Below are 25,997 nucleotides of genomic sequence, written 5' to 3' on the forward strand. Positions count from 1 at the left end.
ACTGTTTTGCTTGAGTTTATCGCTGTCATGTTGACAAAGCTTGCGCAGCGTACTACCACACTATAGCTTTGAATTTCAATTTCATATTCTTTTGGGGGATATAATGGATTCCATGATTCAGGCGGTGTTGCAGGCAACATTTGTTTCCAAGTGCGTGCTGGCGCTGCTCTTGTGCATGTCTGTGGCAAGCTGGGCCTATATGTGCAGCAAATGGATGTTGCTGCGCACCGCCCAGCAACGCACGCAGGCGGGGCTGGCGGCGTTTGACGAGGCCGGGGAACTGAGCCGGGCGCTGCCTGTGCTGGCAAATGACAAACACTCTCCCCTTTTTGGCATTGCGCGCCGCGCCATCCGCGAATTCAACCGTATTTCCCGCACGGGCGACGTTGACCGCCTGTTGAACGACAATGTGCGCAGGGCCTTGCACTTTGCCGTGGCGGAAGAAATCGCCGTTCTCAAATCTTCTCTGGCTCTGCTTGCCACCGCAGCCAACACTGCCCCCTTTATCGGCCTGTTCGGCACGGTGTGGGGCATCATGCATTCCTTCACCGCCATTGCCCAGATGAAGAGCGTTTCGCTGGCAACAGTCGCGCCCGGCATTGCCGAAGCGCTCATCGCCACCGCTGTGGGCCTGTTTGTGGCCATCCCCGCCGTGTGCGGCTACAACGTGTTCCGCGCCAAGCTGGCCCATATTGAGGGCGTATGCATCAACTTTGCAGGCCAGATGCTCAATCGCCTGCAACACGAAGCACCGCAACACGCTGACGGCATAGCCTTTTCAGAGGAGCGCTAATCATGGCCGCATCTTCCGCCGACGACGATTTTGTTGCCGACATCAACGTCACGCCCTTTGTGGACGTGATGCTGGTCTTGCTGATCATCTTTATGGTCACAGCCCCCATGATGACCGAAGGGCTTGATGTGGCCCTGCCCAAGGTGGAGACCTCAGAAGTGCTGCCCACTGATGACGACCACGTTATCCTGACGGTCAAAAATGGCGGCGCGCTGTTTCTCAACGAGCAGGAAACAGACATGGACAATCTGCCGGATGCTCTGGGCGCGCGGGTTAAGGACAGCGGGCGGCAACTCTTTGTTCGGGCCGACAAGGATGTTCCCTACGGCATGGTTATGAGCGTGATGGACAGGGTGCGCGGCGCTGGCATCAAGGATGTGGGCCTTGTGACCACCTCCGTTCCGGATGATGGAGCTGAAGATAAAGGCAAATGATCAGCGGTCAGACCAATCGCAGATCGCAGACCGGATACCCGCACAATTCCCGCAACAACAATTTCCACAGCAATTTTCCACAAGAGTACCCGGGGGCAAGGTCGTTCTGCCCTGCCCCCCGCACACGGTCACTTACTGCCATTTCCAGCATGCCCAGCCATTCTCTGTAATCTCCTGTAATCCCCTTGCCATGTCATAAAAAATGAAAGGCCTGTTCCTGCCCGGCAATAGGCAAAGAACAGGCCCGGTACTGCCAGATTTACATCCGGCGCGTGTCCGTGGGGGAGGAGCTACTTCCAGCTGGGAATGGGCAGCTGAACCTGCTTCAGGAACTTGTCGGTATTGATCTGGGCGTCCTTGAACTTCTTGATTTCAGCAGGCGAGAAGCGCTTGATGCTGCCAAAGAAGTCGGCCACAGAATTCTGCCACTTGTCGGCCTGCGATTCGCCCTTGGATCTGTCGAGCAGAGCCATGGTTTCTTCATAAGACCAGCGGGGGTGAATCTGGATGTCGAGCTTGGCTTCTTCGTCTGTCATGCGGATACCGGCGAATTCGTTCATGTACTGGCGGTATTCCTTGATGATGCGGGGGCTGGGGCCTTCTTCGCGCAGCATGTTGGAACCGCGCAGGTACACGCGCAGGAACTTGGCAACCAGTTCGGGGTTTTCATCGCACCATTTTTTGTCGCCCACGAGCGAAGACACAGTGATGCAGTCCATATCGGTCATGGAGCCAGCGCGCTGCCACTTGCGGGAATCAGCCACAAAGGTAAAGGGCGCCCACAGGCACACGGCGTCGCCAATGCCCTTTTCAAAGGCAGGCACAGCAGAGGGCTGTTCCATGTTCACCAGGGTCACATCGGCTTCGGTAAGGCCAAGGATGCTCAGCCACTTGCCGATCATATAGTGAACGGTGGTCTGGGAGGTGTACAGGATCTTCATGCCCTTGACGGTTTCAGGGCTGCCGTACACATTGGGATACTTGGGGTTGTAGCCCTTGACCTTGGCGGCGGGGCTGTCGGGGCGCAGGTAAAGCACGTGCACTTCGCCTTCGCTGATGATGGGGGCCACGGAGTAAATATTGTAACGGATGCCGCCGATCAGCTGACCGCCAACGCCCGTGGAACCGAGCACCCATTCCTTGGCGGGCAGGGCTTCCATCTGGGCAGGGCCGCTGTTGAACAGCAACATCTTGATGTCCAGGCCTTCTTCCTTGTCCCAACCCATTTTCTTGGCGTACCAGATGTTGAAGCCCGGGGATTCGTCCATCCAGCAGGTGGAAATTTCAACGGGCTTGTCGGCTGCCAGAGTGGCGACGGGGCCGCCGCAGATGACAGCGCCCATGCAAAGCAGAAGCGCGACCAGAAGCAGTTTTCTCATGCATGACTCCTAATTGGTTAGTGGACAGATCCGCTTTTACAAAAAACCTTTCAACTGCTTGAACCTTCAAACAAACCACTTGAGCAACCTCGGCAAGTGCATACAGGTTTGCCGAGAAATCCATGCTCTCGCATGCGCGGCAAGGGCCGTACCGCTGGCAGGCGCACTCATGTACGGCGCGGCCCTTGCTGCTGTGCGCAGTCCTAGAGCGTAAGCTTCTGTTCTTCCGTAATTCTGGCCCGCAGTTCAAGGAACGCGGGATCCATGGTGTCGCGCGGGCGCGGCAGGGGCACATCATACGAAGTGTGCACATGCCCCGGCAGCTTGTCTTCCATGGTGACGATGCGGTCGGCGAGGAACAGGGCTTCATCAATGTTGTTGGTCACAAAAATCATGGTGCGCTTGTCCATGTGCCAGATGCGCTCGGTCTCCTGCTCCATGAAAAAGCGGGTCTGGGCGTCAAGCTGACCAAAGGGTTCATCAAGCAGCAGCACCTCGGGGTTGAGAGCATAGGCGCGGGCAATGCCCACACGCTGCTTCATGCCGCCCGAAAGCTGGTGAGGATAGTAATCCTCAAAGCCTTGCAGACCCACCATGCCAAGATAGTGATTGGAAATCTCACGGATCTTCGCAGGCTCAAGTCCGCGTACTTCAAGGCCGATTTCCAAGTTCTGGCGCACGGTCTTCCACGGAAAGAGCTTGTAGCTCTGAAACACCAGGCCGATCTGCGGGCCTGGGGCCACAATCTGCTTGCCGTCCAGATAAGCCGCGCCGGACGAAGGCGATTCAAGCCCGGCGAGGATGCGCAGCAAGGTTGTTTTGCCGCACTGGCCCGGCCCGAGGATGACCAGAAACTCCTGATCGCGCACCTCAAGGGAGATGTTCTCCAGAACCGGAACCACCTGGGTTCCCTTCTGGATGAAGGTTTTGCTTATATTGTCACAGACAATTTTTGGCTGCGTGTCTTTCACGTTCAGCTCCTTGGCTCTCTAAAGATTCTCGATTTCACGCTGCCAGGGGCACAGCTTGCGGGTCAGCAGATCCATCCCCAGGGTGAACACCAGCGACACGGCGGTAATAATGAGCATGCCGCCGATAATCATGCCGGGGTCGGACAGCTTCATACCCTGCACAATGATGTAGCCAAGGCCGGAACGGGAATTCACAAGCTCCGCAGCCACAACGCATGTCCAGGCGCTGGACATGGCGATCTGCAAACCTGCCGTAATGGCGGGCAGCGCGCCGGGAATGCACACAAGGCGGATTTCGTCCCAGCGCTTGCCGCCGATGATGCGCACCACATCGAAAAATTCGGGTTCGATGAGTTGCAGGCAGCTGTAAGAGTTGAGCACCACCGGCACAAAGGAGCCAATGACGATGATGAAAATCTTGGGTGCTTCGCCAATGCCGAACCACAGAATGACCACAGAAATCCAGGCCAGGGGCGGCATGGGCTTGAACATGTCGAAAATGGGCTTCACAATGGCGCGGAACGTTTCGTTGAAGGCCATGAACAGACCCAGCGGGATGCCAAAGCCAGCGGCGATCAAAAAGCCGATGATAACGCGGCGCGTACTGATCCACAGATGTTCGAGCAGGCCGAGGCCGGAAAGCTTGTTGACGCTCAGGTCGTGCAGGCTTTCCACCACCTGAAAGGGCGTGGCCAGTGCGCTGCTGTAACCGAACACGTTGGACGTGGCAGCCCACTGCCACAGGCCGAAAAAGCATACCAGCGAAACGATGTACAAGAAGTATTCGCTCTTGAGGGCACGGATCAGCGAAAACTCGTACTTTTTCGTGTTCTTGATGGTTTCATTGCAGACGCTCTGGGTCTGCCCGTTGGACGCCGAGGAAGACTGCATGGCGCTATCTCCTGATGCCGGCCAGCAGCCGGGATTCGATCTTGTCAATGATGAAACCGATGATGGCGCCAGCAATACCCACGCTCACCATACCCACCATCACAAGGTCGGTACGGCCAAGCATGCGGCCAATGGTGATGAGATAGCCAAGGCCCTTGTCTGCGGCCAGCAGTTCAGCGGCAACCAGGGTCACCCAGCAGTAGGCCAGGGCGATCTGCAAGGCGCCAAACACCATGGGCAGCGCGGAGGGAACGCAGATGGAGGTAAATATCTGCCAGTCGGAAGCGCCATAGGTTCTGGCCATCTGGATGTGCACGGGGTTGGTCATGCGCACGCCGGTATATGTATTGATGACGCACGGCACGATGCCCGAAAGCCAGATGATAAATACCTTGCCGGGCAGACCGATGCCGAACCAGAAAATGGTCAGCGGAATCCAGGCAACCGGCGGAATGGGCCGGATGATTTCAAATATGGGGCGCACAAGGCCGCGTACCGTGGTGAACCAGCCCATCGCAAGGCCCAGGGGCAGGCCCACAATCAGGGCCAGCACATAGCCCAAAAAGGCTTCCTGCATACTTGTCCAGGCATGCTCCAGCAGCACTGCCCCGTCAGGAGCGGGATTGGTGAGCTTGTCGACCATGAGGCTCAATATGTCGTAGGGCGAGCTGAGCAACGTGCTGGGAATACGCCAGTCGTTACTGTCAGCCGGGCCAACGCACATCTGCCACACGCCAAGAAAAATACAAACGCTCAAAACCGGCAGGATGCGAAGCCTCATGGGCTTGCGGTAGGTTACTTTTTCATTGCATTGCATAAGCTGTCCCTTTTTCCTACCACCAGCGGATGAGGTCTGTGACCTGGCGGCGAAGTTCGACAAAACGCGGATCCCTGAAATCCCTCGGGCGCGGCAGGTCAACAACCACTTCCGCCCTCACCTTGGTGGGCTTGGGGCTCAGCACCAGGATACGGTCAGCCACATACACGGCTTCTTCAATGTTGTGCGTAACAAAAAGCACGGTGCTCTTGAGGGTCTGCCACAGCTTCACAAGCTCGTCTTCAAGATAGAAGCGCAGCTTCACGTCAAGCTGTCCATAGGGTTCATCCATGAGCAGCAGATCGGGGTTCACGGCAAAGGCGCGCGCCACGGCGATACGCTGCATCATGCTGGCCGAAACCTGGTTGGGATACAGCTTGGCCGTATCTTCCAGCCCCACCATCTCCAGAATCATATCAAGACGTTCCCTGAGCTGTTTGGGCGGAACCTTTTTTATGCGCATGCCGTAGGCCACGTTTTCTTCCACTGTGAGCCACGGCAGAGCCGTTGGTTCCTGAAACACAAAGGCCAGGTTATGCTTGCGCGGATTTGCCACTTCACCATCAATGTAGATGTTGCCGGAGGTGGTTTCCGTAAGTTTGGACATGCAGTTGAGAAAGGTTGTCTTGCCGCATCCCGTAGGCCCGACTATGCAAACCAGCTCTCCGCGCTTGATGGTAAAGTTGACCTTGTCCAGAACGGTAAGGTCCCCATACATTTTCGTTAGATCCCTGACTGCTATTTTAGCGTCGGAACAGGCACAGTCATCGGTTTGCTGCACGGCTGCACTCCTTGGTGAGAGTTGTTAAATGTCCCGGTCTGCCGTCCGGGTTCGCAAAAGAAGCCAAACGCCCCTGAAAGCTGCCAATGGGCTGCCGGGATGGTTGCGCGTGCTTCGAAATTCTTTGTGAGTCATTTTGCATAATATATACCATTTTTCACAACTCCTGCAAAAAACCGCTTTTCATCAGCTATTACAGGATATTTTTTACTTAACATGCCTATGTTGCGGCACAGGTTGCGACATGAACGCGCATTTTGCGACACATGTGACGCACCCGCCATTGGCGCGCATATTTTGGGCTTGCGCGGGCCGCTGTACCCGTTTTTTCCAAGCCATGCTAGGGAATAAAAGAACAACACCTGTTGGGATGCCCTCGACTCCCCACCTCTCCACGCAAGGGAGGCGACAATTACGTCGTACTTTCCTCCGCAGGGGATGGTTTGATCTTTCCGGGTTTGCCTGGGCTTGCCGTTTTGCACGGCCTGCCTTGCACTAGAGATTGCGCAGAACCCGCTGCCTGCCGTCCGGGGTGATTCCGTATGCACCGCCCTGATCGGATTCGTTACAAACGGTCACAATACCCACGCCTTTGAGGGCTCGCAGCTGAGCTTCAATATTCGCCACATTGATCTGCCTTTCGCCTGCGTATTCTTGCTCCAGGGCGGCGCACACATCACAGGCCGTGCGGGGCGCGCCGTCCAGCAACAATCTGCCCACAGCCAGCCGCAAAGGCAGCCGAACGCGCATCACAGCCCCTCCTGCGATTGATGCAAGGCGGTTCGCCCCTTGCCCTGCATGACAACCAGCACAATGCCCGCCACTATCACCACCGCGCCCGCCACAAGATTACGGGTAACGGTAATGTTGGTAAAAATGGCGCTGAACAATATACCCCAGAGGGCATAGGTCACGTTCAGGGCCATGGCCCGGCATACGCCGGTCATGTTCATGGCCGTGTACCAGCAGCGGTACGAAACGCAGCCCACCAGGCCAGCCGCTATGCAAAAAGGCAAACCGGGGCTGGCAAGAGCCTGCATCAGCAGGTCAGCCGCGTTCAGGCCGGGGTTGCCACGTTCCAGCAGCACAAAGGCCGCAGGCACGATCACCAGCATATACAACAGGCTGGAAACGATCTGATAGACATTCAGGGCCACAACAGGCTCAATAAAGTCCATACCCGCCGTTACGCACACGCCTTCCGAGGCCCAGCCAAAGGCGGCCAGAAAGGCAAATCCCAGCCCCAGATAAAAGGCCTGACCGCCCACGCCGCCCTGGGGCGCAGACCAGCCCACGGTAAACGCGCCCGCCACGCAAAGCGCAAGGCCGCACATGGCCCTTGCGGAAATGCGCTCTTTCAGAAAAAAGCGCGCCAGCACCGCCGCGATGGCCGGATACAGGGTGGAAATGGGCAAGGCATAGGCTGGCCCTGCCAACGAAACGCCCATCAGATAGCCGCCCATGCCAAGGGGAGCGCCCATAAAAGCGCCCATGATGCAGTACCTGCCGGGCTTGCTGCAAAAGGTGCGGAACACCTCCCGCCCCTTGCCCTGAGCCACATTGAGAACAAGAGAAAGACAGGCCGCGCTGATGTCGTGACAGCCTGCGGCAAACAGGGGGGCCAACAGCCAGAATTCAGGTATGCTGAACGGCTCTTTTACCAGCCCCTGCTTCAGAATAGGGCCATCCAGACTGAAAATTACCCCAGTCAGCGCAGCGAGAAAAAGCCCTTTGCGTACATATGCCGCATCCCGCGCAGAGGTGCTGCACGCGCCCCTTTTGCTTTTCGGGCCGTTGCCGGAAGGGCCTTTCACCGTTTTGCCTCTTAGCCCTTGCGCAAAAGGTTGAGGTAGGCGGCGCTGTCGGCCAGCGTTGCGGCCTCGGCGGGGTCGTCCATGCGGATGCGCAGCATCCAGCCTTCGTTGTAGGGCTTGGCATTGACGAGGGTGGGCGTGCTTTCCAGAGTTTCATTCACTTCAAGCACAGACCCGGCAACAGGCATGAACAGGGCGTTGACGGACTTCAGCGACTCAACGGTGCCGAATTCCTGACCGTTTTTGTAGGTTGTACCCACGGCAGGCAGGTCAACAAAGGCGATTTCGCCAAGCTGGTCCTGGGCAAAGTCGCTGATGCCTACGGTGGCGGTTTCGCCTTCCACGCACAGCCACACATGTTCGTCGGTATAGCGCAGATTTTCGGGCAAAGCCAATTGGTCAAGATCTTTCATGATACTACTCCTCTTCCATACGCAGGGCAGCGTCGCCAATGGCTTCGGCCAGCGTGGGATGGGCGTGAATGGTGGTGGCTATGTCGTTGATGGAAGCGCCCATGCGCAAAGCCAGAGTTGTTTCGGCAATAAGGTCGGTGGCGTGCGCGCCAGCCATGTGCGCGCCCAACAGGGTGCCGTCGCTGGCATCCACCACCAGCTTGCAGAAGCCGGGCAGTGCGCCCATGGCCTGGGCCTTGCCAAGTTCGCGGACCTGCACAACAGAGGTTTTGACCTCATAGCCCGCATCGCGTGCCTGCTGCTCGCTCATGCCCACGCAGCCAATTTCTGGCGAGGTGAAGATGGCCGAAGGCACAAAACGGTAATCCATGGGAGCGCCCTTGCCGCCGGTCAGGCAGTCGTTAACGGCGCAAAGAGCCTCGGCGGCAGCCACATGCGCCAGCATGACGCGCGCGGGGCCAAGGGCATCGCCAATGGCATACACGCCGGGCAGGGATGTACGCATGTATTCATCAGCGCGAATCCAGCCGCGTTCGTCCGTAGCAACACCGGCTTCCTTGAGGCCAAGCCCGGCGGTCATGGAGGCGCGGCCCACAGAGACAAGCACCATCTCGGCGCTGATGGGGCGTTCGGGCCTCGCTGGCGCGCCGCTCACAAAGGGCGACGGCGCAAGCACGCCGCTGACGCCGTTTTCATCCACGCGCACGTGGGTGAGCGTTTGCCCGAGTTCGCAGGCAATGCGGCGCTTTTTCATCTCGCGCTGGAGCAATGTGCTGATGTCGGCATCCACCGAAGGCAGGGGCAATATCCTGTCCTGCCCTTCAATCACTGTGACAGCGGAGCCAAAAGCCCGATAGATGCAGGCCAGCTCGCAGCCAATGACGCCGCCACCCACAATGATGATGGAGGCAGGCACATGGGTGAGCTTGAGGGCATCGTCGCTGGTGAGAATGCGCTTGTGGTCGGCTGTGAGGCCCGGCAGGTTCACAGGATGCGAACCCGTTGCCAGTATGACGTAATCTGCTGACAGGCTGGAGCTTGCGCCGTTGCCGGTCACCTCCACCGCGCCGCCGTAAAGCAGGCGCCCCTTGCCGCGCACCAGGGTTACGCCCAGGGCGGCGCAGGTTTTTTCAAGGCCAGAACGCAGGGTGGCGCAAACGCGCTCCTTGCGCTCGTAGACGGCCTGCGGGTCAATGCTGACGCCGCCTTCAATCTTGACGCCGAACTGCACCGCCTGCTGAGCAATTTCCAGAGCTTCCGCAGATGACTTGATGGTCTTGGTGGGGATGCAACCGTTGTTAAGGCAGGTGCCGCCAAGTTCGGCGCACTCCACAAGGGTTACGGCCATTCCGGCCTTGGCGGCAGCAAAAGCCGCCGTGTAACCACCAGGGCCGCCGCCCACAACGATCATGCTTTTTTTCTGGTCGGACATGCGGGCTCCTAATCCTCGTCGTCGGCGAGCCTGAGGTTGTACTTCACGGGGAAGGCGGCCTCCAGCGAGCCCGTGACCAGGCAGCCTTGACGCATGATCTTTTCCACACGGTCAAAAATGAATTCGTACTCTTCATCCAGATGCACGGTAACATCGATATCAATGCCCGTTACCCGGCCCCGGCCCAGATCATCGGTGCCTGTGTGCAGCGTGGCCTTGGCCTCGATTTTGTCGTACTTGGCATTGCGCGTATCCAGGGCCTTGTCCAAAGCGGCGCAATAGCAGTACAGGGCAGAGGCGGCCAGGAGCTTTTTGGCCGTGCCGGAACGTTCTTCAGGCGGTATCTTTTCACCGTCTATGGTGAGCACGCCAAACGCGCCGCTCTCCATATCCAGATCCACCTTGCCGCCACGGCGGCAGAGAGAAACACTGAGTTCATGTGACATTTCAAAGCCTCCAGGCTGAAAAAACGCAAGAGCACCCTGCCCTCGCGCGATTTGGCCTGCCTATTGCACTAATAGTGCCATCAGATTGCCCTTGGCCTTACAACGCCATCCGCGCTTGTGTTTTATGGCACATGCAGCTAGTATCCCGGCCCGGAAGCGACATTTGTGTCGCGACAAACGACATTTTTTGCAAGGTTGCCGCCACATGCTTTCATCGCCCCCAGTTCCCCCCATTAATGTGGAAAAAAGCTATCGCCGCCTGCTCAATCACCTGCCGGGCATGGCCTATCGGTGCCGCGTTCTCAATATCGACGCACCGGAAAGTGATTATCTTCAGTATGAACTGGAGTTTGTAAGCCGTGGCAGCTACGATTTGCTGGGGGTGCCAGCCGAAGACATGGTGCTTGACCACCACAACACCATTGAACTGATGACCCATCCCGATGACCTCGGCCCCAGCCGCAAAGCCATACGCGACAGTATTGTCGCCCATGAGCCGTATCAGGTCATGTACAGGCTTTTGCTGCCCTCAGGGCGCGTCAAGTGGCTGTGGGATCAGGGGGAAGGCGTCTACGACGATTCGGGCGTTCTGCGGTATCTCGAAGGCCTGATTATGGACGTGAGCGAGCAAAAATTTCAGGAAATGGCCCTGCGCGAAGAAAATCGCGAGCTGCGAACCTCTGTTATCAATCTTTACGGTCTGGGCAACATTGTGGGCAAAAGCGAACCCATGCGCCGCGTATACAGCCAGATTCTCAAAGCGGCAGAAACCGATTCAAACGTCATCATTTACGGTGAAACAGGCTGCGGCAAAGACCTTGCCGCCAAGAGCATTCATGAATACAGCGGGCGCAAGGGCCGTTATGTGCCGGTAAACTGCGGCGCAATCCCAGAGCAGTTGCTGGAGAGTGAATTTTTCGGGCATGTGAAAGGGGCGTTTTCCGGCGCGCATGCCAATAAAGAGGGCTACATAGGCGCGGCCAATGGCGGCACGCTGTTTCTGGACGAAATAGGCGAGCTGCCGCTGCACCTTCAGGTCAAGCTGCTCAGGGCCATTGAAAACAAGATGTATACCCCCGTGGGCGGCAATACGCCCAAGGAATCATCCTTCCGCCTCATTGCCGCAACCAACCAGGATCTTGCAAAAATGGTGCGCGAAAAAACCATGCGCTCCGATTTTTATTACCGCGTCAACGTGCTTTCCATCACCCTGCCGCCCCTGCGCGAACGTCACGGCGACATTGCCCTGCTGGTGGAGGCCTGGCTTGAAAAGCGCGGCCTGAACCTTATTCTGCCGCCCCATGTGCGTCTCGCCGTGGAGCAGTACGACTGGCCCGGCAACGTGCGTGAACTGCACAACTTTCTTGACCGTTACCTCGCCTTTGGCGACGAGGCTCTTCTTTCGCTGGGGGATGCCGGACGGGCCGACCTGCTGCTTAACACGCCCCAGGGCATCAGCCTTGATCAGGCCGTGCTGCAACTTGAAGAACGCATGATCCGGCAGGCGCTTGAAAAGTGCCGTTGGCACAGGGGCAAAGCTGCGGAAGAGCTGGGGCTGAACCTGCGCACCCTGCAACGCAAGATGCGCAGAATGTCCGGTGGGAGTGAAAAACTGCACGGCTAGAAGGCTATTATCTGCAATACCGGAAGCTATTTTTGCTTATCCCGCATGCCTGTCATGAACGGCGTGCGGGATTTTTTATGCATGCTGGCAGGATCAAGACCAAAACAGCGACATAACTCATCAGAAATCATATGTTTTTTATCAAGCAGCATACAATAGTCGTTGTCCACCCAGGACTCAATGTCTGAGATTCCGTCATGGTCGATGGCCTTCCAGCCCACGCCTCCCGCATCTGGATCATCCCATTCCCGCACATATTTCAAGAAAAAGGTCAGTATTTTCAGGCTCGGGCTGAAATGGACTTTGACGCAAGAACATACTGCCCACACTGACAATTCCTTGCGCGAGGTCTTGTACAATACAAGATGCAACACAACTGGTTTGTTTAACTCACTGCGGGGATTTTCATAACCCTTAAGATTATCAAGTTGCACTCTTAATCCGCCTGCGGACATATTAACCACATGCACAGCAGAACAGATCTTTTCACCCACAAATCCAGAACGCGTCTCATCCAGATCATTCACAGATTTAGGCAACTGCTTGTTGCAAATCCACAGAGAAATTTTTTTGAGCATCAAGGGCGTGAGACCTACGCGCTCATGTCGTTGAAGATCACGCTGCACATATGTTTTAGGCATGGAAACTTCAACAATGCACTGCTTTGATTCAGTATCTATATGATTCGTGATGATCCGTGTTTTAAAAATAAAACCATGCCTGATAGCAGGATATGAAATTCCAAGACATTTTTCAGCTATTGCATGAGGTACTTTCACATACAGACTACAGCGCTCTCCTTTAAGAACATCAGGCAAAAAGCGCTTGTTTGATTTGAGCAATATTTTTTGTGGAGAAATATAAAGAACATCACAGGCAACGTTTTCAAGCTGGCGTTGTCTGTCTACAAAAAAGAGCCGCAATAACAAAAAGTCCCTTTGTGCGACCACAAATATTTTACCGGGCTGAACAGATCTAAACCGTAGAGATGCCCTCCAGAAAAAGTCAACAATTGTTCTGAGAAACTTCATGTATCCCCCAATTGTCAAACTTAAATGCACAATCGCATACTACTTTGCATTCAAACCTGGCAAACTTTCGCGGTATACTCAACCTACCGTGACTTTGCATGACACTATCAATGGCACAATTACTTCTTCATTTATTATTTGCAGATACGCTGTTAATAATAAATGCTGACTATTATCAAAAAAAATAACAGCCATAATTTCAAAAGCACTTCTGATTACTTCATTTTAATGATTTCAAATTTATCAGAAAATAACAAGTACACAGGCAACAATGCAGCACAAAATACAAATAGTTACGCTACAACAAGCCGTTATAACAATACAATAATGCGAACCATTGACACATACATATAGCTATATTTTAATTGTCACATAAAAAAAATCACAATCAACAGTTATTGCAAATTTTTATCAGCAGCAAAGCTGCGTTAAACAGGTTTAGGTTGCCCGCATGCCGATAAAACAACAGCCTGCGGAGACTGAACATGAAGCTCAATCCCCGCAGGCGCTTGGAGGAAGGTATTGGTCGGAACCGCAGCACGGCTGCGGTTCCAGATAACCGCGCAAGCCATGCCCCCACACGGCAGGCGCGGTCACAGCGGCAAGAAATTTAGGCGCAGTCGTGCTTGTCCCAGGGTTCGCGGTTATCACGCTGGATAACCGATTCCATACGCACGAGAGCTTCTTTGAGCTTTCTGATTTCATCAAGCTTGAGGTTGGGATTTTTCATTGCCTGATAAATGATACCGCCGGTGCACTGGGCGCTGACGGGCAGATCCGCAATGGTGGCAATGGTAACGGCAATATCCTGCGCGTTAACGGCGCGGGCAACGGCCCCGGCCTTGCTGTCCACAGCCAGACCATAGAAGGCCACGCCGTCAGCGGCGGCAACCACCACCAGGGTGCGGCGGTCGGCGGCTTCCAGAGCGGCTGCAAGAGCGGCTTCATCACCCTGCACCACCAGCAGCGCGTCTTCCGCGCCTTCAAGGGCGGCAGCTTCAACCTTTTTGCCGCCAAGTTCGAGGGCCAGAGCTTCCAGACCAGCGTGTTCGGCATTGGCCAGCAGAACGGCCTTTTTCTTCAGCTTGTCCAGCGCTTCGGATGCGCCGCTGAGCGCAACGGAAGGCAGCATCAGGAGAATCGCTTTCTTTTCAGCCATGATCTTATCCTTGTCGTCTGCCCCGCTGATGCGGGGCTTTGTGTTTTATCGCGCCGGGGCAAAAGCCGCGCACTTGCCCCGGCATGGTGAATTAATCAACCAGATTGGGGTTTTCCATGATCTGGTAAATGGGCGCGCCTTCGGCGTCGGCGGGGACAGGATTGCCCGTGATGTAGCAGAAGGTGGGCACAATGTCGGCCAGCCAGCGCGGGCGGGTATAACGGTAGCCCTTGCGGATGTTGGGGCCACGGAACATGAGCAGGTTCTTGAGGCTGCCGCAGCCGGATTCGCCGGTGGGCAGACCGTAACCGTGTTCGGCCATGTATTCGGGTTTGAGCACGTACACCACATCGCCAGCCTGCGCGCCGCCCATGCCAAACACGTGCGCGTCTTCCTTGCGCACGGCCAGCAGCACGGGCCGGTCGCCTGTGTCGGGATGCTTGTAGTCCAGCAGGGCGTTGATAATGCGGTCGCGCACGTTTTCGTAGTCTTCCTGCTCAACAATACCGCCGGGATAACGGCCCTTCAGGTTTACGTACACGAACATGTAGCGCTGCGGCACGGCAAGCGACTTGCTCACATCAAGCACGTAGTTGAAGCCTTCGGTTTCCTCGTAGATATCCCAGTAGTTTTCAGACTTCTTGGGCTCGTAAGAGCACAGTCCGGCTTCCTTGAGGGCGTGGGCCGTGTTGAGGATGGGGCCGAGGGGCGTTGCGCCGTGGTCGGAGCACACGCACATGACGGTTTCATCGCCCATGATGTCCATGAGGCGGCCAAGCAGACGGTCTTCCACTTCGTATATGTAGCGTTCCATCTTTTCGGCTTTGGTGCGAACAGCATCGTCCGCACTGTCCAGCTCGCTGAGCCAGCCGTGGTAGAACCAGTCAATGGGATGGGAATGCATGTAGAAAAGATCCCAGTCCGCATTGGCCTTGATGAGCGATTCAATGGTGTTCCAGAGCCATGCGCTGTGAAAGTCCACCAGTTCGCACACGGTATCAGTATCAATAATGCCGTGCAGATAGGCAACCAGACCAATATCATTGGCCGTAATGTGCTTGCTGAAGTCAATCTGCGCGGCGGCTTCAGCCGGAGCGATAAAGCCGCAACGGCCAGCAATGCCGGAAATATACAGTTTGAATTCTTCGGCATCGTCAGAAAGCTGCATGAGCTTGGCGCGAAATACGCCCTTTTCGGTGCGGCCATCGCCCTTCACGGTAAAGTCGTGTTGGGCGGGTTCGCTCCACTGACCAAGCTGAATGGTAAAGAAGGCCTTGGCGTAGTCCTTTTCAGGGCAAAGGGCCATGCGGTCATAGCCTTCATCGCCGCTCTGCCACACAAGGCAGTGCCAGGTCTGGTCTTCCAGGGGTTCGATGGCTTCCTTGAAGTGCATACGCACATTCATTTCAAGGGGTTCTTCGCCTTCTGGCAGGTTGGCCCAGCCTTCGGCATCGTCAAAGGTGCCCTGCGAACCCATGGGATAGAAATCTGTGGAAATGACGCTTTCAGAGCACAAATATTCCTTGTGCTCGTTGCCGTGCAGGGGCCAGCGGGTTTCGGCGGGGCTGAGGCCCTCGCCCATGATCATGACGCCGTGCTGCATCTTGGACGGCCACGACATGGGGTAGTTGACCACGAGGCACTTCTTGCCAGCCTTGTCCCACGCGTCCCAGATGGTCTCTGCGGTGAGGATGCTGGAGCCGAAAGCCTGCGAGGTTTCCTTGTAATCAAGGCTGCGGCCTTCATGGTAGTAATAGTAGTCTTCCACGCCGTGGGTGCGGGGCCATGCGCCCGTGCAGATAGTGGCCCAGGACGGCGGAGTGACCGTAGGCAGATTGAAACCTTCGGGAATGTAGCTGCCCTCCTGCATGAACTTTCTGAAGTTATCGAGCCCCCCCTGAGCGAGCATTACTTCAAGCCTTTTAGGAATAAGGCAGTCGTAACCTATAAGGGCGGCGCGCTTTGCTTTTGCAGCCATGATTAAAACTCCTTCGTAGTACCGACGGGCACTGTTGTGATATTAACGCGCCCCTCCTTTCAATTTACATGCCAAATGATTCACAACTCCTCCTGCCCTTTCGCCATGCCCGCCAGACCTCACTTTTTTCCGATCCGTTCTTTACGGAACATACTGGGCCGTCCAAATCAGCGACAAATGTGTCGCGTTTTTCAATCAAAATTGTTATCATGCTAAAATCATTAAATTTTTATGAAAAATTTTTTTGTCGCAACACACGACAACTCTGCCGCGTATTTACCGAATATGCAGACTATAACATGAAAAAGTAAATTATTTCAGCATGGTGAAATTTGGCACACAGGATGCAATTATGCAACAAACCTGTTTTCGACCAAACACCATGTGAGGCGTCCTTGGCTGCACCCATGCCTGTTGCTGCTTTCCGCAGCTCCTTTTTTGCACAAAAAACGCCTGCACGGCATTGCGCCCTGCGGAAACCGCTTTGCGCAAAGCGCCGCATCATCCCCTCGCATCATTTACCCCCCTGCACAAGACCAGCCGGGCCAGGCCTCGCCCGGCTGGATCGAATACGCTTCCCTTGAGCGCGGACAATTTCGCCCGCGCTCTCTTATGGATCAGGCTGTAGCAAATGGATAACGTTTAACTTGGGAGGTACTATGTCTTTAAAACGGAAAACCATTCTTTCCGCAGCAGCTCTTGCGCTTACATTGGGGTTGGCGTTTGGGCAGTCTGCCGAAGCGGTGGATTTCAAGGCAAGGGGCATCTGGTCGATGGGCTTTGGCGTGGGCGATTCCAGCCTGACCAAGGACGTTACGACCACTGGGGCAAAACAGAAGGCCAACAACTCTGACCAGTTTGTTTCGCGTCAGCGCGTTCTGCTCTTCCTTGACGCTGTCGCCTCTGAAAACCTGATGGGCAGCGTGCAGTTCAAGCTTGGCCCGATGGACTGGGGCAGATCCGGTCAGGGTTCCGCCCTTGGTGCGGACGGCACCCTGATACGCGTGACCCAGGCCAACATGCAGTGGTCGGTTCCGCAGACCGATCTGAAGTTCAAGATGGGTTTGCAGTATCTGGCCCTGCCTAACGCCGCTGGCGGCTCTGCGGTGTTTGACACCCAGGCTGCCGCTGTGGTTGGCAACTATGCCTTCAACAAAAACGTGGGCCTCACCGCACTGTGGATGCGCCCCTTCAACGACAACTATCAGGGCGGCACCTACAACAACGTGATCAGCAACGACAAGGCCAATTATCTTGATAATATGGACCTGTTTGCCCTGAGCATGCCCCTGACCTTTGACGGCATCAGCATCACCCCCTGGGTCATGCCCGGCATGATGGGCCGCAACACTGGCAAGTTTGGCGCGTTCACCAACTACAACCTGGGAGACGGCTCCCCCGCCACCACCCTGTACCCCTACCTGAACAAGATCGGTGCGGGCCACGGCCTCAACGTGACCGGCGTGACCAATGCCTCCAAGGAATACGGCACCGTGTTCTGGGCTGGCCTGCCTGTTAAGGTTACGGCTCTGGAACCCTGGAACATTGAATTCGACACCAACTACGGCTTTGTCGAGCAGATGGGCAGCTTCAACGTAATGCGCCGCAACAACGCCAATGACGTGGTGCGCGGCAGCACCCAGCGTCAGGGCTGGCTGGCCAAGGCCCTTGTGGAATACAAGCTCGACTGGGGCGTGCCCGGCGTGTTCGGCTGGTACGCCTCCGGCGATGACGGCAACGTCAAGAACGGTTCCGAGCGCCTGCCTTCCGTGTGTGCTTACGGCAACTTCACGTCCTTCATGGGTGATGGCAACCTCGGCTGGAGCCCCAACGTCAACTTCATGGACAAGTCCTTGTCCTACGCGGGCACCTGGGGCTTTGGCGCGCAGATCCGCGATGTCAGCTTCCTCGACAAACTCACCCACACCTTCCGCGTGGCATACTGGGGCGGCACAAACAGCCCCGCCATGGTCAAGTACATGGACCATGCCAATGCGTGGGATTCCACATCCAACATGTTTGACGGCCCTTACATGACCACCAACGATGGCCTGCTGGAATTCAACGTGATTTCTTCCTACAAGATTTACGACAATCTTGAGATGAACGTTGAACTGGGCTACGTGGCCAACTACATGGACAGCAGCACCTGGAACAAGAGCTACCAGAACTTCGGCTCCTACTCCAAGCAGGATGCCTGGAAGGGTCAGGTGGTCTTCCAGTACAAGTTCTAAAGATCCGGCGGTTCCTTCCTCCGGTACAGGCCTGCTGCCGACCACGCATACTGGTCTGCGGCAGGCCCATTTTTATGCCCGTGCTGTAAATAGTGCACAAAAAGGCCGTTGCCCGGACTCTCCCAGGCAACGGCCTTCGCTTTTGTTGGGCTGTGCCAAACACCGCCCGGCGGCATGGTGCCGCTTAAACGAATGTGTCGTTGGGGCGGCGCACCCGCACAAGAACCTCGGTCACAAAAAGCGCTTCATTGTTGGTTGTCCAGTAATCGGTGACATACCGTTCAAAGGCATCTGGGGCATGCACATAGCTGTTGGATGCACACCAGCGTTGCAGCTTGCGGTAGGTATCGCTGATGGTTTCGTAAGGGCCAATGTGATAGCAGCTCGCCATGAGCACGCCCCCGAGTGTCTGCATCAGCTCCTGCTTACATGGGCGCATGGGGCGCTGCAAAATCTGTATGGGCTGCTCCACCCTTTTCAGCCTGTCTTCTACCGAAGAAAAATGGACAATGACCGGCCCGGCAATATTGTTGTCCAGCGATTCAACATAATTGGTAAAGCCCATATTGATGATGGTGGACTTGATGTCCAGAGAGAACACCTCGTCATGAAACAGCAGATTCTGCGGCGGAACATATTTGACCGAGACCTGCCGCAGGTCGTTATCCAGCACCATTTCCGCCTCGTGCAGCAGCTCAAGCCAGTCATGAATGGAAGCCGAGCGCAAACGCAGCACGTCTTCCTCCTGCCGCAGGTCTTGCATCTTGGTAGTAAACATCTCGCGCAGAGCCCTCAGCGAGGCGTTGCTGTCCGCATCAAAGGCCGCGCGGATTTCTTCAAGACGGAATCCCATCTGCTTGTAATATTTGAGAGGCGGCACGGAGAGCACATCTTCATGCGTGTAATAGCGGTAATTGTTGGCCCCGCGAAGGCGTGGCGTGATAAGGCCCAGCTTGTCGTAAAAACGCAGGGCTTTTTTTGAAATATTCGAAGTCTCGCTCATTTCGCTTATGGTGTAGCGCTGAGAATTCATGAAGCTCTCCTGAATGTGCGGTGTCCGGCTTGGGGCGTACTCTCCTTGATAGTGCAAAAGTCGTTCCTGCTTCTTCCTCTCATTGCACCCACCCTCAAGGCGCTCATGCAATCTGAACCATCTGTCTGCGCCCGCTTCCCCCAATCTGGTCCAAGGTTCCAGTTTTAGGGAAGGTCGCCGCCTTTTGCCGCAAAAAGCAGACATTTTTGCGACAGGCCCGTAATTAAACGCAAAAATGCCGCCGATCCCTCTGCGCGCCCCACAGCTGCCATGCGCTCGCATAGCCGCGCAGCAGGCGGAAAAATCAAAAAAAAGCCCTGTAAGGGGCCCAAACCCGCGCACCACAAGGGCTGCAACAAATTTCACACACAAGACGAAAAAAATCGGGATATGGCTTGACTTTTCCCTATAGGGGAACGGCTAGAAAGGAACTAGGAGATTTGCTCCGCCCGGCTATGCCCGGACACGAACACGGGTCCCCACGAGGTGAGTTGTATGCAGTATACAGGTGAAGAAGCCCTTGGCCTGATTGAAACTCTTGGCATGGTTCCGTCCATTTACGGCGCGGACAGCATGCTCAAAGCAGCAGATGTTGATCTTGTCGGCTACGAAAACGTTGGCTCCACGCTCGTTACCATCATGGTTCGGGGCGATGTGGCCGCAGTTAAGGCCTCTGTTGACGCTGGAGCCGCTGCTGCCGCCTCTGTGGGCAAGCTTACGGCCACCAACGTCATGCCCCGCCCCGCGCGCGGTATGAGCGGTATTGTCCGTGCGCATACGCTGGACGAAGTGGCGGAAGACGACCCCGGGCTGCGCGCTCTGGGCATGATTGAAACCTTTGGCATTGTCTTTCTTATGGAAGGCGCGGACGCCATGATCAAGGCCGCCGATGTGGAACTGATCGGCTACGAAAACGTGGCCTCCGGTTACTGCTCCGCCCTTGTGCAGGGCGATGTGGCCGCTGTGCAGGCCGCCGTGGCCGCCGGCATCAAGGCCGTGAACAATATGGGCGCTACCGTTTACAGCTCCGCTGTGATTCCCACGCCCCACCGTCGTCTTGTCAGGCTTGTAAGGCGCTACGCCCTGAGCTGACCGGGTTCATCGGAGGAAACATGATCGGCGACAAGGATCTTATTTCCATCCAGCAGGCTCGCATCCTTGCTGAAAACGCGGCTGACGCTCAGACGCGGCTTTCCGCCATGCCTCAGGAATCGCTGGACACGGTGGTGGAAGCCATGGCTGAAGCCGCCGCCGCTGAGGCCCAGTCGCTTGCCGTCATGAGCCACGAAGAAACCGGATGTGGCGTGTGGCAGGACAAAATGGCCAAAAACCTTTTTGCCTGCCGCCGCGTCATACAGAGCGTGCGGGGCATGCGCTGCGTGGGCAGACTGCCCCAGAGCGCCGATGCCGCGCAAAACGTGTTTGAAGTGGGTGTGCCCGTGGGCGTTATAGCCGCCCTCAGCCCCTGCACCAACCCGGTTTCCACCACCATCTGCAATGTGCTTGCGGCGGTCAAGGCGGGCAATTCCATTGTGGTTTGCCCCCACCAGCACGCCGTGGAATGCACCAGCCGCGTGGTGGCGGCCATGTCTGCCGCCGGTCAGGCCCACGGCCTGCCCGAGGGTTCTGTGACCTGCCTGACCATGGTCGCCGACAGCGGCATTGAAGAACTCATGCGCCACCGCCTTGTGGCTCTGGTTCTTGTAACCGGCAGGGACAGCATGCTTGAAGCGGCGCGCCACAGCGGCAAGCCCTTCATCTACGGCGGCATGGGCAACGGCCCTGCCTTTATTGAAGCCACCGCCGACATTTGCAAGGCCGTGGACGATATCCTTGCCAGCAAGAGCTTTGACAACGGGCTGGCCCCCTCTGCCGAGCAGTGCGTCATCGTGGACGGCAAGATCGAGCCGCAGGCGCGCCGGGCATTTGAGGCGGGCGGAGCCTGTTTTATCAACGAGGCGCAGGCCCAGGCCCTGAGCGAAACCATGTTTCACCCCAATGGCCGCCGCAACCGCGCCATGCTGGGGCAATCGGCAACCGTGCTTGCCGAGAAGGCGGGCGTTGCCGTGCCGCAGGGTACGCGCGTGCTGCTGGTTGAACGCCGCTACGTGGACCCCGCCGATCCCTTTATCAGGGAACTGCTGGCCCCTGTGCTTGCCTATTATGTTGAACCGGACTGGCGGCATGCCTGCGAAAAATGCCTCGAACTTCTGCTGCGCGAGGGTCACGCCCAGACCATGACCATCCACAGCCAGGATGAAGAGATCATCCAGCAGTTCGCGCTCAAAAAGCCCGTGGCCCGCATGCTGGTCAACACCCCCGCCGCTTTTGGCGGCATGGGCCTCACCACCGACCTTTTCCCTTCCATGACGCAGGGCAGCGGTCTGGCCGGGCACGGATTCAGCTCCGACAACATTTCACCAATGAATCTCATTTATCGGCGCAAGGTAGGTTACGGCGTTCGCGGATTCTCGTTCAGGGAACAGCAGAGCGACCAGGCCGACCCCGTTTCAGACGCACTGCGGCGCGTTTTGCGCAAGGCTCTCAATGAATTGAACAGGTGATGCGGAACAAGCCCCGGTCACAGCCGGAGCCGCCATCGCAAACCATGGAGGAATCAACGTGGATCTTCATGATTTTACTCAAAAGATAGCAGAAGTCACCAAAAGCCTGACGCCCGAAGAGCGCGAAACGCTGCGCAAGATATTTGCCACGTCTTCCGGCTCGGCTGTTACCCTCACGCCCACTGCCCCCGCGCAGCATTCCGGCCCCAAGGCTGGCGTGTCTGACGGCGTCAACGTGCCTGACGGCCCCACCGAACGCCATCTCAAGCTCAAGACCAACTATCTTTTGCAGATGCCGCGCATCACCATTCACCGTGCGCGCGCCATTACCAAGATTGACAGCGAAAACCCCGGCATGCCGCGCATTCTGCTGCGCGCCAAGGCTTTCCGCTACTGCTGCGAAACCGCGCCCCTGGTCATTCAGGATAACGAACTCATCGTGGGCGCTCCCAACGGCGCGCCGCGCGCTGGCGCTTTCTCGCCCGATATTTCCTGGCGCTGGCTGCGCGACGAGCTGGACACCATAGGCTCCCGCCCGCAGGACCCCTTCTATCTTGCTGAAGAAGACAAGAAAGTTCTGCGCGAAGAAATCTTCCCCTACTGGGAAGGCAAGTCCGTGGACGAATACTGCGAGGCCCAGTACCGCGAAGCTGGCCTGTGGGAACTTTCGGGCGAATCCTACGTGTCCGACTGCTCCTACCACGCCCTCAACGGCGGCGGCGACTCCAACCCCGGCTATGACGTCATCCTGATGAAAAAGGGCATGCTGGACATTCAGCATGAAGCGCAGGAGCACCTGACGCACCTGGATTACGCCAATCCTGAAGATATCGACAAAATCTACTTCTACAAGTCGGTTATCGAAACCACCGAAGGCGTCATGTGCTATGCCAAGCGCATGTCGGAATACGCCGCCCAGCTTGCGGAAAAAGAACACGATCCCAAGCGCAAGGCCGAACTGCTCAAGATTTCCGAGGTCAACGCCCGCGTTCCCGCCCACGCTCCCACCACCTTCTGGGAGGCCATTCAGGCTGTGTGGACCGTGGAATCCCTGCTGGTGGTTGAAGAAAACCAGACCGGCATGTCCATTGGCCGCGTTGACCAGTACATGTACCCCCTCTACAAGGCCGATATCGAAGCGGGCCGCATGACCCCCTGCGAAGCCTTTGACCTTGCGGGCTGCATGCTCATCAAGATGTCTGAAATGATGTGGCTCACCAGCGAAGGCAGCTCCAAGTTCTTTGCCGGATACCAGCCCTTCGTGAACATGTGCGTGGGCGGCGTTACCCGCGAAGGACGCGACGCCACCAACGAGCTGACCTACCTGCTCATGGACGCCGTGCGCCACGTGCGTATTTACCAGCCCTCGCTGGCAACCCGCGTGCACAACTCATCGCCGCAGGAATACCTCAAGAAGATCGTGGCCGTCATCCGCTCGGGCATGGGATTCCCCGCCGTGCATTTTGACGACACCCACATCAAGATGATGCTGGCCAAGGGCGTGAGCATTGAAGACGCCCGCGACTACTGCCTCATGGGCTGCGTGGAACCGCAGAAAGCGGGCCGCCTCTACCAGTGGACCTCCACTGCCTACACCCAGTGGCCCATCTGCATCGAACTGGTGCTCAACCACGGCGTGCCGCTGTGGTACGGCAAGCAGGTCTGCCCCGACTCCGGCGACCTGAGCCAGTTTGACACCTACGAAAAGTTCGAGGCTGCGGTGAAGGAGCAGATCCGCTACATCACCAAGTGGTCCAGCGTTGCCACGGTCATTTCCCAGCGCGTGCACCGCGACTTTGCGCCCAAGCCGCTCATGTCCATCATGTACGAAGGCTGCATGGAACACGGCTGCGACGTGGCCTCCGGCGGCGCCATGTACAACTTCGGCCCTGGCGTGGTCTGGAGCGGTCTTGCCACCTACGTGGACTCCATGGCCGCCATCAAGAAGCTTGTGTACGAAGACAAGAAGTACACGCTTGAATACATGAACGAAGCCCTCAAGGCCGACTTCAAGGGTTACGACGCTGTGCTGGCAGACTGCCTTGCCGCGCCCAAGTACGGCAACGACGACGACTACGCCGACGACATCGCCGCCGACCTCGTGTCGTTCACCGAGCAGGAGCACCGCAAGTACCGCACGCTCTACTCCATCCTGAGCCACGGCACCCTGTCCATCTCCAACAACACGCCCTTCGGCCAGCTGCTTGGCGCATCCGCCAACGGCCGCAGCGCATGGCAGCCCCTTTCCGACGGCATCAGCCCCACCCAGGGCGCGGACGTCAAAGGTCCCACCGCCATCATCAAGAGCGTGTCCAAGATGTCCAACGACAACATGAACATCGGCATGGTGCACAACTTCAAGCTCATGTCCGGTCTGCTGGATACCCCCGAAGGCGAACAGGGCGTCATCACCCTCATCCGCACGGCCAGCATCCTGGGCAACGGCGAAATGCAGTTCAACTACCTGGACAACCAGACCCTGCTTGATGCGCAGAAGAACCCCAAGGACTTCCGCGATCTGGTTGTGCGCGTGGCTGGCTACAGCGCCTTCTTCATCGAGCTGTGCAAGGACGTTCAGGACGAAATCATCAGCAGAACCGTGCTGCGCCACTTCTAGGCCGCCCGGTACTTGCGGCAACACAAGCGTAACGGCATACGGCAGGGGAAAAGCACCGTGATCGAAAGAAAAGCCATCGTTTTCAACATACAGAAATACAATATGTATGACGGTCCGGGCATACGCACCATCGTTTTCTTCAAGGGCTGCGCCCTTCGCTGCAAATGGTGCTCAAATCCTGAAAGCCAACGTCGGCGCTGTGATGTGCTGTACAAAAAAGACCTTTGTATCTCCTGCGGCGCGTGCGTGCCCGTCTGCCCCTCAGGCATTCACGCGCTCGCAGGAGAGCAAGGCCAGCATACCGTCAACAGGGAGCTTGACTGCATCGCCTGCGGGCGCTGCGTCAAGGCCTGCCCCCAGGGGGCATTGGCCATTGCGGGCGAATGCAAGGGCATTTCTGAACTGCTGGAAGTGGTGGAACAGGACTGGCCCTTTTACCAGAGCTCCGGCGGGGGAGTTACCGTTGGCGGCGGCGAGCCCATGCTCCAGCCGGAAGCCGTGGCAAACCTGCTCCTGGCCTGTAAGCACAAAGGCATCAACACCGCCATGGAAACGTGCGGCTATGCCCGCCCCGAAGTGGTGCGCCAGCTTGCCGAAGTGGTTGATCTCTTCCTCTTCGACATCAAGCACATGGATCCGGAAAAGCACTATGCCCTCACAGGCGTGCGCAACGAGACCATACTGGCGAACCTGAGCTGGCTGCTTGAAAACGGCTGCAACGTGCGTATCCGCATGCCCCTGCTGAAGGGATACAACGACGATGCGGAAGAACTGCACGCAGTAGGGAAATTTCTGTATAATTACAAAGGTATGAAAAATTTAAAGGGTGTTGATCTGCTCCCCTACCACAAGATGGGCGTCGGCAAGTACGCCCAGCTCGACATGGAATACCCCATCAAGGACAACCCTGTGCTTGATGACCGGGATATGGCGACCATGGAGAGCATTTTGCGTGGCTATGACCTCGATGTGAAGACCATCAGGCATTAACGCAGACAATACGGACAAACCCGCGCCGCGTACTTGCGCAGTGAAGGAGAAACAGCATGCTGGCATTAGGACTTGTGGAAACGAGGGGCTTGATTGGAGCCATTGAGGCTGCCGACGCCATGCTCAAGGCGGCAGACGTGCGCCTGCTCGAAAAGTCCCTTGCTTCCGGCGGGCTTGTGACCATCACCATTGCGGGCGAGGTGGCTGCCGTACAGTCCTCCGTGGACGCAGCAGTGGCCTCCATTGCGCGCATTGAAGGCGCGGAGTGCGTTTCGCGGCATGTCATCCCCCGCCCCGATGCGGAGCTTGCACATATTTTGCTGTTGCAACCGCGCAGCATTGAGATTGAGGCGGCGGCCCCGGCAGAGGCCGCACAGGAAGGCCAGACAAGCATGACTGACCCCGCCGACAAGGCGAAGCCCGCCACGCAGGCCGCGCCCCCGAGCAAGGAAAAGCTCGCGGGCATGAGCATAAACAAACTTCGGCAGTTGGCCAGAGACCTTCAGGTTCCGCTCACGCGCGGGCAGATTGTCTCCTCCGACAAGAAAACGCTGATAGACGCCATTTGCCGGGCGGCTCTGAAGGAAAAGGAGTAA

The 25,997-nt window shown here is 56.8% G+C and carries 23 protein-coding genes; 9 read left to right on the top strand and 14 right to left on the bottom strand.

The window, feature by feature from the left end:
• The first annotated feature begins 103 nt into the window (after positions 1-103).
• Positions 104-793, top strand: a complete 690-nt coding sequence (locus ACUZ79_RS11485) for a MotA/TolQ/ExbB proton channel family protein (protein ID WP_240824655.1) — start codon at positions 104-106, stop codon at positions 791-793.
• Between the two features lie 2 nt (positions 794-795).
• Positions 796-1,227, top strand: a complete 432-nt coding sequence (gene tolR / locus ACUZ79_RS11490) for a protein TolR (protein WP_449251689.1) — start codon at positions 796-798, stop codon at positions 1,225-1,227.
• A 290-nt stretch (positions 1,228-1,517) separates the two neighbouring features.
• On the opposite strand, the gene ACUZ79_RS11495 is transcribed toward tolR, so the two are convergent.
• The 10 genes from ACUZ79_RS11495 to ACUZ79_RS11540 form a co-directional block, all read right to left on the bottom strand.
• The gene (locus ACUZ79_RS11495; RefSeq protein WP_192111468.1) at positions 1,518-2,606 is read right to left on the bottom strand and encodes an ABC transporter substrate-binding protein; all 1,089 of its coding nucleotides are present in this window, start codon (positions 2,604-2,606) and stop codon (positions 1,518-1,520) included.
• Positions 2,607-2,809: 203 nt separating this feature from the next.
• Positions 2,810-3,577, bottom strand: coding sequence for an ABC transporter ATP-binding protein (locus ACUZ79_RS11500; RefSeq protein ID WP_449251690.1), 768 nt, complete (start codon positions 3,575-3,577; stop codon positions 2,810-2,812).
• Positions 3,578-3,595: 18 nt separating this feature from the next.
• Positions 3,596-4,468: an ABC transporter permease gene (locus ACUZ79_RS11505; protein WP_449251691.1), complete on the bottom strand. Its 873-nt coding sequence runs from the start codon at positions 4,466-4,468 to the stop codon at positions 3,596-3,598.
• Positions 4,469-4,472: 4 nt separating this feature from the next.
• Complete coding sequence (locus ACUZ79_RS11510) at positions 4,473-5,285, bottom strand: ABC transporter permease (protein ID WP_240824658.1); 813 nt, start codon at positions 5,283-5,285, stop codon at positions 4,473-4,475.
• Between the two features lie 16 nt (positions 5,286-5,301).
• On the bottom strand, positions 5,302-6,003 hold the full coding sequence (locus tag ACUZ79_RS11515; RefSeq protein WP_022658549.1) for an ABC transporter ATP-binding protein: 702 nt from the start codon (positions 6,001-6,003) through the stop codon (positions 5,302-5,304).
• Between the two features lie 558 nt (positions 6,004-6,561).
• Entirely contained in the window at positions 6,562-6,819 is a 258-nt protein-coding gene (locus ACUZ79_RS11520) for a hypothetical protein (protein WP_449251692.1), read from the bottom strand.
• Entirely contained in the window at positions 6,816-7,880 is a 1,065-nt protein-coding gene (locus tag ACUZ79_RS11525) for a DMT family transporter (protein WP_449251693.1), read from the bottom strand. The genes ACUZ79_RS11520 and ACUZ79_RS11525 overlap by 4 nt, the downstream gene beginning before the upstream one ends.
• Before the next feature lie 11 nt (positions 7,881-7,891).
• Positions 7,892-8,293, bottom strand: coding sequence for a glycine cleavage system protein GcvH (gene gcvH, locus ACUZ79_RS11530; protein ID WP_022658546.1), 402 nt, complete (start codon positions 8,291-8,293; stop codon positions 7,892-7,894).
• Between the two features lie 4 nt (positions 8,294-8,297).
• Entirely contained in the window at positions 8,298-9,725 is a 1,428-nt protein-coding gene (lpdA, locus tag ACUZ79_RS11535; RefSeq protein WP_449251694.1) for a dihydrolipoyl dehydrogenase, read from the bottom strand.
• An 8-nt stretch (positions 9,726-9,733) separates the two neighbouring features.
• Complete coding sequence (locus ACUZ79_RS11540; protein WP_298992649.1) at positions 9,734-10,171, bottom strand: OsmC family protein; 438 nt, start codon at positions 10,169-10,171, stop codon at positions 9,734-9,736.
• A gap of 205 nt (positions 10,172-10,376) precedes the next feature.
• On the opposite strand from ACUZ79_RS11540, the gene ACUZ79_RS11545 reads away from it, so the two are divergent.
• Entirely contained in the window at positions 10,377-11,795 is a 1,419-nt protein-coding gene (locus tag ACUZ79_RS11545; protein ID WP_449251695.1) for a sigma 54-interacting transcriptional regulator, read from the top strand.
• Positions 11,796-11,821: 26 nt separating this feature from the next.
• Here ACUZ79_RS11545 and ACUZ79_RS11550 read toward each other — a convergent pair whose 3' ends face one another.
• The 3 genes from ACUZ79_RS11550 to ACUZ79_RS11560 form a co-directional block, all read right to left on the bottom strand.
• Positions 11,822-12,826: a hypothetical protein gene (locus ACUZ79_RS11550; RefSeq protein WP_449251696.1), complete on the bottom strand. Its 1,005-nt coding sequence runs from the start codon at positions 12,824-12,826 to the stop codon at positions 11,822-11,824.
• A gap of 610 nt (positions 12,827-13,436) precedes the next feature.
• Positions 13,437-13,985 (bottom strand): hypothetical protein, encoded by a 549-nt coding sequence (locus ACUZ79_RS11555; RefSeq protein ID WP_449251697.1) that lies wholly within the window; start codon positions 13,983-13,985, stop codon positions 13,437-13,439.
• 91 nt (positions 13,986-14,076) lie between these two features.
• On the bottom strand, positions 14,077-15,963 hold the full coding sequence (locus ACUZ79_RS11560) for an alkaline phosphatase family protein (RefSeq protein WP_240824666.1): 1,887 nt from the start codon (positions 15,961-15,963) through the stop codon (positions 14,077-14,079).
• Positions 15,964-16,622: 659 nt separating this feature from the next.
• Here ACUZ79_RS11560 and ACUZ79_RS11565 point away from each other — a divergent pair.
• Complete coding sequence (locus tag ACUZ79_RS11565) at positions 16,623-18,197, top strand: outer membrane homotrimeric porin (protein ID WP_449251698.1); 1,575 nt, start codon at positions 16,623-16,625, stop codon at positions 18,195-18,197.
• Positions 18,198-18,381: 184 nt separating this feature from the next.
• Here ACUZ79_RS11565 and ACUZ79_RS11570 read toward each other — a convergent pair whose 3' ends face one another.
• A complete protein-coding gene (locus tag ACUZ79_RS11570; RefSeq protein ID WP_240824668.1) occupies positions 18,382-19,230 on the bottom strand; it encodes a MerR family transcriptional regulator in 849 nt (282 codons plus the stop codon).
• A 495-nt stretch (positions 19,231-19,725) separates the two neighbouring features.
• Here ACUZ79_RS11570 and ACUZ79_RS11575 point away from each other — a divergent pair, with 495 nt between their 5' ends.
• The 5 genes from ACUZ79_RS11575 to ACUZ79_RS11595 are packed head-to-tail and all read left to right on the top strand — an operon-like array spanning position 19,726 to position 25,997.
• Complete coding sequence (locus ACUZ79_RS11575) at positions 19,726-20,322, top strand: BMC domain-containing protein (RefSeq protein WP_192111456.1); 597 nt, start codon at positions 19,726-19,728, stop codon at positions 20,320-20,322.
• Positions 20,323-20,342: 20 nt separating this feature from the next.
• A complete protein-coding gene (locus ACUZ79_RS11580) occupies positions 20,343-21,794 on the top strand; it encodes an aldehyde dehydrogenase family protein (RefSeq protein WP_240824669.1) in 1,452 nt (483 codons plus the stop codon).
• A gap of 58 nt (positions 21,795-21,852) precedes the next feature.
• Entirely contained in the window at positions 21,853-24,411 is a 2,559-nt protein-coding gene (gene cutC, locus ACUZ79_RS11585) for a choline trimethylamine-lyase (RefSeq protein ID WP_240824670.1), read from the top strand.
• A gap of 57 nt (positions 24,412-24,468) precedes the next feature.
• Positions 24,469-25,401 (top strand): choline TMA-lyase-activating enzyme, encoded by a 933-nt coding sequence (gene cutD / locus ACUZ79_RS11590; RefSeq protein WP_449251699.1) that lies wholly within the window; start codon positions 24,469-24,471, stop codon positions 25,399-25,401.
• A 56-nt stretch (positions 25,402-25,457) separates the two neighbouring features.
• Positions 25,458-25,997 (top strand): BMC domain-containing protein, encoded by a 540-nt coding sequence (locus ACUZ79_RS11595; protein ID WP_276612867.1) that lies wholly within the window; start codon positions 25,458-25,460, stop codon positions 25,995-25,997.

Source organism: Desulfovibrio faecalis, from assembly GCF_053570625.1.

Bases quoted from the DNA above. Each gene is read 5' to 3' on its own strand.
- ACUZ79_RS11485 (WP_240824655.1), top strand. From the start codon at position 104: ATGGATTCCATGATTCAGGCGGTGTTGCAGGCAACATTTGTTTCCAAG.
- tolR (WP_449251689.1), top strand. From the start codon at position 796: ATGGCCGCATCTTCCGCCGACGACGATTTTGTTGCCGACATCAACGTC.
- ACUZ79_RS11495 (WP_192111468.1), bottom strand. From the start codon at position 2,606: ATGAGAAAACTGCTTCTGGTCGCGCTTCTGCTTTGCATGGGCGCTGTC.
- ACUZ79_RS11505 (WP_449251691.1), bottom strand. From the start codon at position 4,468: ATGCAGTCTTCCTCGGCGTCCAACGGGCAGACCCAGAGCGTCTGCAAT.
- ACUZ79_RS11510 (WP_240824658.1), bottom strand. From the start codon at position 5,285: ATGCAATGCAATGAAAAAGTAACCTACCGCAAGCCCATGAGGCTTCGC.
- ACUZ79_RS11515 (WP_022658549.1), bottom strand. From the start codon at position 6,003: ATGTATGGGGACCTTACCGTTCTGGACAAGGTCAACTTTACCATCAAG.
- gcvH (WP_022658546.1), bottom strand. From the start codon at position 8,293: ATGAAAGATCTTGACCAATTGGCTTTGCCCGAAAATCTGCGCTATACC.
- lpdA (WP_449251694.1), bottom strand. From the start codon at position 9,725: ATGTCCGACCAGAAAAAAAGCATGATCGTTGTGGGCGGCGGCCCTGGT.
- ACUZ79_RS11540 (WP_298992649.1), bottom strand. From the start codon at position 10,171: ATGTCACATGAACTCAGTGTTTCTCTCTGCCGCCGTGGCGGCAAGGTG.
- ACUZ79_RS11545 (WP_449251695.1), top strand. From the start codon at position 10,377: ATGCTTTCATCGCCCCCAGTTCCCCCCATTAATGTGGAAAAAAGCTAT.
- ACUZ79_RS11550 (WP_449251696.1), bottom strand. From the start codon at position 12,826: ATGAAGTTTCTCAGAACAATTGTTGACTTTTTCTGGAGGGCATCTCTA.
- ACUZ79_RS11555 (WP_449251697.1), bottom strand. From the start codon at position 13,985: ATGGCTGAAAAGAAAGCGATTCTCCTGATGCTGCCTTCCGTTGCGCTC.
- ACUZ79_RS11560 (WP_240824666.1), bottom strand. From the start codon at position 15,963: ATGGCTGCAAAAGCAAAGCGCGCCGCCCTTATAGGTTACGACTGCCTT.
- ACUZ79_RS11565 (WP_449251698.1), top strand. From the start codon at position 16,623: ATGTCTTTAAAACGGAAAACCATTCTTTCCGCAGCAGCTCTTGCGCTT.
- ACUZ79_RS11570 (WP_240824668.1), bottom strand. From the start codon at position 19,230: ATGAATTCTCAGCGCTACACCATAAGCGAAATGAGCGAGACTTCGAAT.
- ACUZ79_RS11575 (WP_192111456.1), top strand. From the start codon at position 19,726: ATGCAGTATACAGGTGAAGAAGCCCTTGGCCTGATTGAAACTCTTGGC.
- ACUZ79_RS11580 (WP_240824669.1), top strand. From the start codon at position 20,343: ATGATCGGCGACAAGGATCTTATTTCCATCCAGCAGGCTCGCATCCTT.
- ACUZ79_RS11595 (WP_276612867.1), top strand. From the start codon at position 25,458: ATGCTGGCATTAGGACTTGTGGAAACGAGGGGCTTGATTGGAGCCATT.